The sequence below is a fragment of the Candidatus Nitrotoga arctica genome, from assembly GCF_918378365.1.
Lineage (GTDB): Bacteria > Pseudomonadota > Gammaproteobacteria > Burkholderiales > Gallionellaceae > Nitrotoga > Nitrotoga arctica.
Map to the genome: position 1 here is coordinate 1,721,739 of NZ_OU912926.1, position 12,153 is coordinate 1,733,891.

Here is a 12,153-nt window from a genome sequence, read left to right on the forward strand (position 1 = left end):
ACCACTTTATGTGCCCATGACGCTAGTGGCATTTTGAGATCATTAAACCTAACTTTTACAAGTGCAGTGTCAGATCAAATTGAAGCTGCTTCAAATTAAATCTTCGCGCCGCAGCATAAATACAAACTCGTTACCCGCAGCTACCTCCAGCCAGATGAAAGGCAGATTGGGGTAGGCGACTTCAAGCGCGGGACGGTTATGGCCGATTTCGACCACCAGCAATCCATTGGGATTGAGGTGGTCGGCCGCATGTTCCAGGATTTCACGTGTAGCAACTAGCCCATCTGCACCACTGCCCAATGCGAGTTGCGGCTCATGCCGATATTCTGGCGGTAGCGCGGCCATGGATGGCGCATCCACATAAGGTGGGTTACTGATGATGAGGTCGTATTGCTTGCCCGTCAGATTGGAAAATATATCTGACTTTATAAGATTAATTCGGTCTTCCAAGCCATAGTCAGCAACATTGCGTTGTGCAACTTTCAATGCGGTTGGAGAAATATCAACAGCATCTACTATGGCATCAGGGAATGCGTGAGCAGCCAAAATGGCGAGGCAGCCGCTGCCAGTGCACAGATCCAATACATTGGTCATGATCTTCGTATCGGCTATCCAGGGCGCAAATTGCTCCTGTATCAGTTCAGCGATAAAAGAGCGGGGCACGATGACGCGCTCGTCCACATAGAAGCGGAAGTCCCCTAACCAAGCTTCATGAGTTAGGTAGGCGGCAGGAATTCGTTTGTCTACGCGCTGCTTGAGCAATGCGAGCAACGCATTTTTTTCATCAGAAATTAGTCGCGCGTCAAGAAAAGGATTCAACGTGTCCAGCGGCAGGTGCAGGGTATGCAGAATAAGATAGGCTGCTTCATCGTATGCGCTGGCCGACCCATGTCCGAAACTGAGCTTTGCTTCGTTGAATGCACTTACCGTAAAGCGTAGCCAGTCACGCACGGTTTGAAGTTCGTTGGTACGGTCAAAGTGGTGCAGCCTACTCATATTTTATTGACCAGCAAATTAACCAATGTGCGGCAGTAGATTTCGGACAATACATCCAAGTCGGTCACGGATACGCATTCATTGAGTTTATGTATCGTTGCATTAAGCGGACCAAACTCAATCACTTGCGGGCAGATATCGGCTATGAAGCGCCCGTCCGAGGTACCGCCACTGGTGGAAAGCTCGGTTTCGATACCTGTTACCTCCTTGATAGCAGCGCCCACTGCATCTACCAGATCGCCGCGTGGAGTGAGATAGGGCTTGCCGGATAGTGACCAGGCCAACTCATAATTCAGTCCGTGCTGATCGAGAATGGCGTGGGTCTTGGCTTTCAGTTCGTCCACTGTGCTTGCGGTTGAAAAACGCAAATTGAATTCGATTTCCACTGTGCCCGGAATAACATTGGTTGCCCCGGTGCCACTGTGTATGTTGGAAATCTGCCAAGTTGTAGCCGGGAAGTAAGCGTTTCCATTATCCCATACCATTGCGGCTAGCTCGGCGATGGCCGGAGCGGCAAGATGGATAGGGTTTTTGGCCAAGTGCGGGTAAGCAATGTGGCCTTGCACCCCTTTCACGGTAAGTTTGCCTGAGAGCGAGCCGCGTCGACCGTTTTTGATGGTGTCGCCGATTTTGGCTGATGAGGTGGGTTCACCCACGATACAGTAGTCCATTTTTTCGCCACGCATTTGCAGTACCTCTACCACGCGAACTGTGCCATTCACGGCTATACCTTCTTCATCCGAAGTCAGCAACAAGGCAATTGAACCAGCATGACTGGGGTACGCTGCCACAAATCGTTCGATGGAAGTAACGAAGGCAGCCAGTGAGCCCTTCATGTCGGCAGCGCCGCGCCCAAATAACATGCCATCCCGTAGGGTTGGCGTGAATGGGTCGCTGTGCCACTGGTCCACCGGGCCGGTCGGCACGACATCGGTGTGGCCGGCAAAACAAACCACGGGGCCATTGCTGCCACGCCGAGCCCACAGGTTGTCCACATTGTCGTAGCGTAACATTTCCAGCTTGAATCCAAGTGGTTCGAGGCGCGCGCCGATGAGAGCCAGGCAGCCTTCGTCAAACGGTGTGAGTGAACGACGGGCAATAAGTTGTTTGGCAAGCTCAAGAGTGGACATATATAAATTAAGACTTAAAGTTTAAAATTTTTTCGTAGCTGACATCGTCGAAGCCGATATGTAGCAGCTTGCCATCTTGTTCCAATAGCGGGCGTTTAATGACGCTGGTTTTTTCCAGCAGCAGTGGTAATGCGCTAGTGTTGTCCTTAATGACTTCTTTTTGTTCTGCAGATAAACCGCGCCAAGTCAGACCCTTGCGGTTGATTAGATGTTCCCAGCCTATCTGTTGCAGCCAGCATTGCGCCAGTTCTGGTTCAAGGCCCTGTTTTTTAAAATCGTGAAATTGATACTCGGCACAATGCTGTTCCAGCCAAGCGCGGGCTTTCTTGACAGTGTTACAATTTGCAATCCCATACAATTTCATCTTGCTGAATCCATTAATATATTTAAATATTTTTATTTCGATTATTGTGACATTGCAAAAGTAGGCTGCAATTTGATGGGGTGGCTATGAGTAAGAAATCAAGGATGATAGATTGCTGGCTGAGTCGGCGTTGCGCAAAGCATCTTCCTTGGTGATCTCACCATTTTTATACAGCTTGTACAAGGCCTGTTCAAAGGTCTGTGAACCAGACGATACACTTTGATCGATCGCATCACGAATTTTGTCGAGCTCATCATTTTTAATCAGCTCTGCGATCAGCGTTGTATTGAGTAACACTTCCACAGCAGGTACCAACGTGCCATGCACGTTGGGTACCAAACGTTGTGAAATCACTGCCCGTAAGCTCATTGCCATATCGGCGAGTACAGCTCGACGTGTATCTTGTGGGAAGAGATTAACGATACGGTTCAGCGTATGGTAGCTATTATTGGCGTGCAGCGTGGACAGGCACAGATGGCCGCTCTGAGCAAAGACCAACGCATGTTTAAACGTTTCACGGTCGCGTATTTCACCAATCATTAGCACATCAGGTGTCTCACGCATGGCATTTTCCAGGGCATTGCCATAGGAAAGCGTGTCGGTACCGATTTCACGCTGATTAACAATAGATTTATTGTGTTGAAACAGGTATTCGACAGGGTCTTCAATGGTCAGGATATGGCCGGTGGCAGTGTTATTGCGATGCTCAATCATGGCCGCCATTGTGGTGGATTTGCCCGAACCAGTCGCACCCGCCACCAATATCAGGCCACGCTTTTCCATAATGAGTTGGTTTAAAACCGGTGGCAGATTCAGTTCCTCGACGTTAAGAATATTGAACCGTATATAGCGAATGACAATGGAAATGGTGCCTCGTTGGCGGAAAATATTGACCCGATAATTTCCGGCATCCAACAGACGATAGGAAAAATTCATTTCCATGCTGGATTCGAACGTCGCAATTTGCTCCGGTGTCATTATTTCATAGGCGATGCGCTCAATCGTTTCGCTATCAAGTTTCTCTGTGTTCACTGGCATAACCACGCCATTGATCTTAATATTGATTGGTGCACCAGCGGAGAAAAAAAGATCAGAAGCCAGTTTGTCAGCAGCTAACTGTAAAAAAGGTGTAATGATCATAATTTTCCCCCCGGGTTAAATCAGGCTTTAAATTCCCCGTAGTAGCTCATTTATGCCGACTTTTGCCCGGGTTTTGGCATCCACTTTTTTTACGATCACGGCGCAATACAGGCTGTAGCTGCCATCCTTAGAGGGCAGGTTGCCGGATACGACCACCGAGCCAGCAGGTACGCGACCATAGTGCACTTCGCCAGTTTCGCGATCAAAAATCTTGGTGCTTTGCCCGATGTACACACCCATCGAAATGACCGCGCCTTCTTCCACAATCACGCCTTCGACAATTTCCGAGCGCGCACCGATGAAACAGTTGTCCTCGATAATGGTCGGGTTGGCCTGCACCGGTTCCAGCACACCGCCGATGCCGACTCCGCCACTTAAGTGAACATTTTTGCCGATCTGCGCGCAAGAGCCGACCGTCGCCCAGGTATCCACCATCGTGCCTTCATCCACATAAGCGCCAATGTTGATGTAAGAGGGCATCAAGACCACATTCTTAGCTATGAATGAACCCTTGCGCGCCGCAGCTGGCGGAACTACGCGAAAACCGCCTTCGCGAAAATCGCGCGAGTTGTAGTCGGCAAACTTGGACGGTACCTTGTCGTAATAATTGGTAAAGCCGCCCTTGATGAAGGCATTGTCTTCCATGCGGAAAGACAATAGCACTGCTTTTTTCAGCCATTGATGGGTTACCCACTGACCCTCTATTTTTTCCGCCACTCGCAGCGTACCGTGGTCGAGGTGGCCGATAACAGTGTCCACCGCCTCTTTCAGTTTTGCATCTACGTTGCGTGGTGTAATTTCGGCACGACGTTCAAAAGCGGGTTCGATGATCTGTTGCAGTTGTTCCATGATTTTCCTAGTCAAGTTTGCGGATAAATTCGGCGATACGTTGCGCGGCTTCTATAGTTTCACTCAGCTCTGCTACCAGGGCGATGCGGATAAAATTTTCGCCTGGATTTACGCCATGTGCATCACGCGCCAGGAAACTACCGGGCAACACCGTGACATTATAGTCTCGATGCAGATATTGCGCGAAGCGGGTATCAACTATAGGCACGCGCAGCCACAAGTAAAAACTGGCATCCGGCAGCGCCACCGGCAGCACGGGTTTCAGGATGCTGATAACCTGTGAGAATTTCTCCGTATACAGGCGACGGTTTTCGGCGACATGTGCTTCATCCTGCCAGGCGACGGTGCTGGCGGCTTGCACTGCCGGGTTCATGGCGCAGCCGTGGTAAGTGCGATACAGCGTGAATTTCTCTATTACCTTTGCATCGCCCGCCACAAAGCCGGAACGCATGCCGGGTACGTTAGAGCGCTTGGACAGGCTGAAAAAAGACACTAGATTGCGGTAATCGCTGCGCCCCAGGTGTTGCGCTGCTTGTAACGCACCGAGCGGCGGCGTATCGAAATAGATTTCAGAATAGCATTCGTCTGCAGCGATGATAAAGCCGTAACGGTCGGCCAAATCGAATAGCGTCTTCCATTCTGCAAGTTCAATGACACGCCCGGTCGGATTACCAGGCGAGCACACATATATAAGTTGCGTGCGCTGCCAAACTTCTTGCGGCAATTGATCAAAATTCAACGCGTAGTTATCTTCCGACAGGGTGTTGAGGAAATAGGGCCTGGCACCAGCGATTAGAGCTGCGCCTTCATAAATCTGATAAAACGGATTAGGACAAATTACGGTAGGGTTGTCACACGTACGGTCAATCACCGCTTGGGCGAAAGCAAACAACGCTTCACGGCTGCCGTTCACCGGCAGGACTTGTGATTTTGCATCCAGCGCAGGAAGATCGTAACGTTGCGCAAGCCAGCTGGCAATGCTGCCACGCAGCGCGTCACTCCCTGCGGTTGTGGGATAATTCGAAAGTCCCGCCAGATTGGCACTTAATGCGTCACTAATGAAGCGCGGAGTGGCATGTTTGGGTTCCCCGATGTGCAGGCTAATAGGTCTCAAGGCTGGGTTAGGTGTAACTGAGCTAAATAAATTGGCGAGTTTCTGGAACGGGTAGGGCTGTAGACGATCAAGATCAGGATTCATAATTTTTTGTTTAAGCTGAATAGGCACAATTATAAAGGCGTAGCGAGTGGCATCAAAACAAAAAATTTTGTCGGTGATAGGCCTGTTAAGTGGGGCGCTGGTGTGGGGACTGATGTGGTATCCCTATCGCGCACTACACAATATGGGGATAGGCGGCGAATTATCTACGCTGCTCAGCTATTGTATGGCAATGATATTAGGCTTGCTGTTCCTGGGGCCAATATGGCGCGAGTTACGAATTGCCGGATGGCTGAGTATTGTGTTGATGGCGAGTGCGGGCTGGACCAATTTAGGCTATGTGCTGGCGGTGTTGGACGGCGAAGTAATGCGCGTGCTGCTGCTGTTCTATCTCGCGCCATTGTGGACGGTGATCTTTTCGCGCTGGCTGCTCGGTGAAAAATTAAATCGTTACGGCTACGCCATTATCGCGCTGTCATTGGGTGGTGCGTTCGTTATGCTGTGGGATAGGCAGCATGGTTTGCCACTACCGCAAAATCAGGCGGAATGGATAGGTCTTTCAGCGGGGATTAGTTTTGCTTTAATGAATGTAATTGTGCGTCGTACGCAGCACCTGAGCGTGAATTTCAAAGTGGCCAGTGTGTGGTTTGGCACGATGCTGTTCACCACCGTGTTGCTGTTATACCAGGGTAATGTCATAGCACAATGGCAGAATATTCCATCGGATGCGTGGTGGCTGCTATGGCTGATTGGATTGGTTGTATGCGTCATTAGTTTTGCTGTGCAGTACGGGCTGACTTATCTGCCAGCCAATCAGGCTATTGTTCTGTTGCTATCCGAGCTGGTGTTTGCTGCCGTATCCTCGTATTTATTGGCGGATGAGGAAATGGGACTGCGAGAAATTATCGGAGCAGCGCTGATTGTTTCGGCCAGCTTGCTGTCTGGAAAATGCACATCACACAACGGAAAATAATTTTGGGGGAGTAAATGAATAAGGCAAAATTTATTACCTTTGAAGGAGTAGACGGGGCAGGTAAGAGCACCCATTTGGCCTGGTTTGCCGAGGCCTTGCGCAAACGCGGCAAGGAGGTGCTTGTAACGCGTGAGCCGGGTGGTACACCCTTGGGTGAATGTCTGCGGGACATTCTACTAAACCAACCCATGCACGCAGAAACGGAGGCTCTGCTAATGTTTGCCGCTCGCTTTGAACATATCGAGCAGGTTATCAAGCCAGCCTTGCAAAGGGGAATCTGGGTAGTATCCGACCGTTTTAGCGATGCCAGTTTTGCCTATCAAGGTGGGGGCAGGGGGATGAACGTGGCAAAGCTGGAACAATTGGAATGCTGGGTACATAAAAATTTTCAGCCGGATTTGACATTGTTGTTTGACCTTCCGGTCGAGGTGGCACGCCAACGCCTATCGAAGAATATAACCCTGGATCGCTTTGAACAGGAAAAAGACAACTTTTTCGAAAAGGTGCGGCAAGCTTACCTGGAGCGACGTAAGAAACATCCAGATCGCTTTGTGTTGATTGATGCTACCCAAACACCAGAGCAAGTTAAAGCAGATTTAGAGAAAGCAATCCTATTGGTCTGATATAACTAATAATTTAAAATTAACTATCATTGTATTTAATAATATTTTGAGATATTGGTTGGCTCTATGTGCAATTGAGTGGGTAATCAATTTCCGTTCGCCCTGAACTTTCAAATAGTCTTTGGGTAAATCAATGCCCAATTTAATTGGCTACTTTAAGCTGCCAAGCTGAGTGGCAAGTGACACATTTTGTTAAGATGTTAGACAGCATCTTCAAAATTTCTGGTGCTGGTGCTTTACTCTCGGCCGCTTTGGCTATTACATCCATGTCGCGGTGAACACTCATGCCTAGCAATTTTAATTTTATCGGCAGTTTTGCCATCAGTGCCGGGCTTGCGTCAGAAGCGACAACCATGCCTGCAGCACTGGAAGCTTTGATAACGCGCTGCATGTCGCCCTGATTCACGCCTTCTAGAATTCCTTGTGTTGCAGATAGCAAGCCACGCATTTCGGATAAGATCAAGTCACGTTCGCTAACTTGCAACATAACTGCAGTTCTACCATCGGTTCCGGCAGTAGTATTTCCACGAATAAAGAACCATGCGAATACGGCAATAGTGAGAACCCAAAGCAACAAGGCAATTGAAGCAAGTTTATTGGATTTCATTTTTAGTTTTTTATGCGGTTTATGAAGGTGCGAAATATAGAGAAAACTCGCACCCCTGTCTGTGCTAAAAGTCACATATCCACGACCTGTTTTGCCCAAGTATGCCTGAGGTCAAGCCAGCGGAAGTTCTCGATGCCCATCTGTTTTAAAGGTTGAAGCCGTGCTCTGGTGTTTACCTTCATGGCTGGCTAGCCGTTGAAGGTGTTGCAGGCGTAAAGATTGATGCAGTCTAGCCGATAGATGACAAGGAAAGTGGTCGTATGCTTTCCTTTGTTGTTTTGGCACCGCAAGGTGTGCGGTAGACGATGGATTTTCAGATGTACGTTTTACCGGGAATGTAGCTATGTCTGTCGATATCAAACCACCATCTTGTAGTGACGAAATGCGTAACGTGCGCGATGCGCTTGTGCAGAAACTGAGTAGCGATGTCGGCTTGTTTGCGCTCGGTGCTGCTGTATCGCACGTTGTGCAACTCACTGCGTCCGATGACGAAGCGGCCCATAATCTCGCGTATTACGTGTTGTCGGATGTGGCGCTGACGCAAAAGATTTTGCGTCTGTCGAACTCGGTGACCTATCGTCGGGTGGTCAACACGCCCGTAACGACTATCTCCCGGGCGATTTTTATGCTTGGTTTTGATACCGTAAAAACTAGCGCGTTGGCCATGCTGCTGGTCGATAGCTTGTCTAACCATAAGCATGCACAGAGTATTCGCGCAGAGCTTGCCGACGCCTTGCGTGCCAGCCTGGTCGGCCGCGAGCTGGCGCGCCGCAGCCACTACCAGGACGCGGAAGAAGCGTCAATTGCGGCTTTGTTCAAAAACCTGGGCCGTTTGCTGGTGGCGTCGCACGAACCCGCCTGTCTAAGTCAAATTGAAGTGCTCGTCGCCGCAGGCGAGCACAGTCCGGCTCAAGCCTCAGCCCACGTGCTTGGCTGCAGTTTTGAAGCTCTGGCCGAAGCGGTGCTGACTGAATGGAATATCCCGGCTACCATCATCCACGCGCTAAGTGCTGTGCCTGCCGGTAAGCAGCGGGTGGCGGGTAATCGTCAGGAATGGATGCGTCAGGTCGCCTCATTTAGTGTCGAGGCATCCAAACTACTCGCGCGCGCCGACATCGAAGTGGAGGCGGACGGTCATAAACTGCTGGCGCATTTTGGCGCAGCCTTAAACCTCGATACTAAAAAAATGCGCGAGTTGTTTGTCTCGGTTACCGAGGAAATGCGAGTACTGACCGAGAGCCTTAAGCTTGATGTGCCGGACATCAAGGCCGTCGACGCTGACAGCGGCATGCCAGACGTGTTGTTGATGGCGACTATGGGCGCGGACGCCAAGACTGAAGGTTGGCATCCCAGCGGCAAGCCGATCAATGCACGCGATTTATTGTTGGCCGGCGTGCAGGATGTGATACAGATGCGGGCGTTGGGCCGCAGTAAAGTCAATGAGCTGATCTTGCTGGTACTGGAAACGCTGTACCGCAGCATGGGCTTTCGTTTTGCAACCGTATGTTTAAAAGATACTAAATTGGGTCAATTCCGTGCCCGCGTTGCCCTTGGAGAAGGCCATGCCTCGCGCCAAGCGCGCTTTGTATTCCAGATGGTCCCGGAGCGGGATCTGTTCCATCTATCTATGAAAAATAACACTGACCTGATGATAGCAGACGCTAGCAGCGAGAAAATACGCGATCTCTTGCCTGCATGGCATCGCGCTCTGTTACCGGACGCGCGCAGTTTTATCGTGCTGCCGCTGGTGGTGCAAAAAGTACAGATCGGATTGTTTTATGCAGACCGTGTTTTGCCAGCGCTTGAGGGCTTGCCACCCGATGAGATCGCGCTGATCAAGGCTTTAAAGAGCCAAATATTGGCTGCGCTTAGCGGCACTTGAAGAGTGCTCGGTTCTTATCTTGCATAGCGCGTGAAACGTGAATGGAATTTTCTTTGAACTGTTGCTCGTCAATCAGATTGATATTGAATACGTCAGCCCCTGGAAATCATTCAAGGAATGAGCACAACGCTCAAAACACTCAACACCCTTTCGCAATGGTTTATCAGATGTACACTCCTTTATGAGTAGGGATGATAATTGGATTGTCACCTGCCTGAAAAATGAATAATCCCACAAAGAAGCTGAGAACCGCAATGAAGATACTCGCAAAAAATGCGGTCCAAAATCCAGATACTTTGAAGCCCGGAACAAGAGATGACACCAGAAGCATCATCAGTGCATTGATAACCAGCAGAAAAAAACCGAAAGTGATAAGTGTTAACGGTATGGTAAGCAATATGACGACAGGTCTAATGACCGCATTGGCGAAACCCAGCAACAGCGCCGATACAAACAAGGATTGTTTATTTGAAAAAGAAATACCGTGAAATATAAGGCCCGCAACCCATAGTGAAAGCGCAGTTATGCCCCAGTGAGCCAAAAATTCCATTATGTTATTCATCATAATCGGGACACCAACTTCGCTCCATCATTCTTTGCATTGTTCACTTTGGCAGAAACCACATGCTATGCAAATCTTTCAGTGCTCAGCGGGCTTTGAGCCCGCGTATAGATTTCTTCGGCTGCCGAGCCACATCTAATCCATTGCTTTCCGGTTTCTGCGAATAGGATCAGCAGTTTTCTGCGAATACTCCCTGAGTGAAACAGATCATTTTTCTTTCAACTGCCCCATCGTATTAAGCCAAGGTCGGGCATCTTTTTTCAACCATTCCAGCGACAATTGATCTTTTTTGATATAGGCATTAAGAAAGGCTGTAGTTACCTGTTCAATGGCAACTCCCATAATGGCGCGCTGAGTCGGAGAATTAACGGCTTCGCGCTTGGAAGATAATTCAGAATCATTCCCGCTATTGGATGATTTTTTGCCACGACGATTGCCACGCCCTTTACTCGATCCTTCACTGGTACTGCCATGTCGAGTTTGTTGAGCGTTGTCATCTCCTTCATTATCTGATTTAGCTGAATTATCATTGCCAATGACGGAATGAGATGCTCCCACCAATAATAGTAAATACTTATTTCCCGGTGGCATATATTGAAATGGGACCTGGTGCAACGATGGCGCAACTTTTTCATGGGCATCGCTATCTGTCTCGCTGGTTATGGATAGCACCGGCATATTAATATTGTGATAGCGCGCATTAAATTCCGAACCAGAAAAATCAGCATAAGGACTCAAGGCAATTGCCCCTGTTATGTGAACGGGCAATCGGGCAATGGAAGCGTTTGGAACGTTTTCACCAGCAACAATCATCGCTGAGCTGGCTCCGATATCAAAGCCAACCATCGCTATGCTAGACAAATCAATCTGTTGAAAAATAGAATCACCTGATTCGATACGTTGCTTCAGATATTGAATTGAATTCTTCAATACATTAAGGCGCTCGGATATCACCTCGGATGAATACCGTTCATGCCTGATAAATGTAAAATCGCCGCGTCGCGCTGCCTTTGACGACCAGATGTTTACATCATCTTCCAATGGTTGAAGAGAAAGGACGACATATCCTGATTTTGCCCATGCATTACGCATATCTGCTGCAGCGTCGCTGGATTCGCCGAGGCCTGGCATATATATAACTAATGGATATTTCCCTTCTCGACTGGGTTGAATAATGGTGATTGGACAAAACCCATTTCCAGTATTCAATGATGATTTGGTGATTGAGGTTGCATACGCAATTCCGGAATCGTACCCGCGGCTAGCAAACTGCTTGATTTTTTCATGGTCAATCTCTGGTTGTTTTGGGGAAGTCGAGCATCCATTCATCAGGATGGTAGCAAGGCCCGCTCCTATAATGAGGTAGAGCCTCGATAAACTAAAAATATCTAAAATGAGATTCATGGCAAGCCAAGTGTATTTGATGGGCGATTTTGCTGTTTCACCAATATCATGAGTTTTTGTCGCACTCATTGATACATCGAGTGGGTTACTGGAAGAACTGTTAAAGGTGCGGAATTTTTATGTCTCTATTTGCTGAATATTATCCTTCTATAAGGCTGAAAGCTTCTTCACAAATCACCCTATTTGAACATACTATCGTTGCCCATTGACTCGTTGTGTAAGCAAATGCAGCAAACACGAGCATCCTCATACTCCCCCCTGATAGGGAGTGTTAGAGTTTCCTCATCCATCAAAAAACCTAACTGGCAACATATGTCCACAAAAGTGGTTAAACATGTGATATTCAATCTCCTCATGCACGCTATCCCGATAGACGCTCATTTCTGATGCAACTGTTTGGAATCTCAATCGTGGCGACTCTTTCACTTCAGTATTAAGGATAACTGAGCTCAAGGCTTGCAAGTGAC

General features: G+C 48.7%; 12 protein-coding genes. 3 read left to right on the top strand and 9 right to left on the bottom strand.

The annotated features are described in order from the left end of the window. Window positions 1–90: 90 nt before the first annotated feature. From prmB to dapC, 6 genes are all read right to left on the bottom strand, one after another. A complete protein-coding gene (gene prmB / locus MKZ32_RS07715) occupies window positions 91–996 on the bottom strand; it encodes a 50S ribosomal protein L3 N(5)-glutamine methyltransferase (protein ID WP_239796752.1) in 906 nt (301 codons plus the stop codon). Then, complete coding sequence (gene dapE, locus MKZ32_RS07720; RefSeq protein WP_239796753.1) at window positions 993–2,126, bottom strand: succinyl-diaminopimelate desuccinylase; 1,134 nt, start codon at window positions 2,124–2,126, stop codon at window positions 993–995. Before dapE ends, prmB begins: the two co-directional genes overlap by 4 nt. A gap of 7 nt (window positions 2,127–2,133) precedes the next feature. Beyond that, window positions 2,134–2,490: an ArsC family reductase gene (locus MKZ32_RS07725; RefSeq protein ID WP_239796754.1), complete on the bottom strand. Its 357-nt coding sequence runs from the start codon at window positions 2,488–2,490 to the stop codon at window positions 2,134–2,136. Between the two features lie 84 nt (window positions 2,491–2,574). Next, complete coding sequence (locus MKZ32_RS07730; protein WP_239796755.1) at window positions 2,575–3,630, bottom strand: PilT/PilU family type 4a pilus ATPase; 1,056 nt, start codon at window positions 3,628–3,630, stop codon at window positions 2,575–2,577. A gap of 27 nt (window positions 3,631–3,657) precedes the next feature. After that, window positions 3,658–4,479, bottom strand: coding sequence for a 2,3,4,5-tetrahydropyridine-2,6-dicarboxylate N-succinyltransferase (gene dapD / locus MKZ32_RS07735; RefSeq protein WP_239796756.1), 822 nt, complete (start codon window positions 4,477–4,479; stop codon window positions 3,658–3,660). 7 nt (window positions 4,480–4,486) lie between these two features. Then, complete coding sequence (gene dapC, locus MKZ32_RS07740; protein WP_239796757.1) at window positions 4,487–5,677, bottom strand: succinyldiaminopimelate transaminase; 1,191 nt, start codon at window positions 5,675–5,677, stop codon at window positions 4,487–4,489. A 46-nt stretch (window positions 5,678–5,723) separates the two neighbouring features. On the opposite strand from dapC, the gene MKZ32_RS07745 reads away from it, so the two are divergent. Further along, a complete protein-coding gene (locus MKZ32_RS07745; protein WP_239796758.1) occupies window positions 5,724–6,608 on the top strand; it encodes a DMT family transporter in 885 nt (294 codons plus the stop codon). A gap of 14 nt (window positions 6,609–6,622) precedes the next feature. Continuing rightward, window positions 6,623–7,231 (top strand): dTMP kinase, encoded by a 609-nt coding sequence (tmk, locus tag MKZ32_RS07750; RefSeq protein ID WP_239796759.1) that lies wholly within the window; start codon window positions 6,623–6,625, stop codon window positions 7,229–7,231. 142 nt (window positions 7,232–7,373) lie between these two features. Here tmk and MKZ32_RS07755 read toward each other — a convergent pair whose 3' ends face one another. Further along, window positions 7,374–7,838, bottom strand: coding sequence for a hypothetical protein (locus MKZ32_RS07755; protein WP_239796760.1), 465 nt, complete (start codon window positions 7,836–7,838; stop codon window positions 7,374–7,376). 343 nt (window positions 7,839–8,181) lie between these two features. On the opposite strand from MKZ32_RS07755, the gene MKZ32_RS07760 reads away from it, so the two are divergent. After that, window positions 8,182–9,720 carry an HDOD domain-containing protein gene (locus MKZ32_RS07760; protein ID WP_239796761.1) on the top strand — a complete coding sequence of 513 codons (1,539 nt, stop codon included), beginning with the start codon at window positions 8,182–8,184 and terminating at the stop codon, window positions 9,718–9,720. A 163-nt stretch (window positions 9,721–9,883) separates the two neighbouring features. On the opposite strand, the gene MKZ32_RS07765 is transcribed toward MKZ32_RS07760, so the two are convergent. Beyond that, on the bottom strand, window positions 9,884–10,285 hold the full coding sequence (locus MKZ32_RS07765; RefSeq protein WP_239796762.1) for a phage holin family protein: 402 nt from the start codon (window positions 10,283–10,285) through the stop codon (window positions 9,884–9,886). 204 nt (window positions 10,286–10,489) lie between these two features. Beyond that, a complete protein-coding gene (locus MKZ32_RS07770) occupies window positions 10,490–11,755 on the bottom strand; it encodes an alpha/beta hydrolase family protein (RefSeq protein ID WP_239796763.1) in 1,266 nt (421 codons plus the stop codon). Window positions 11,756–12,153: the final 398 nt, after the last annotated feature.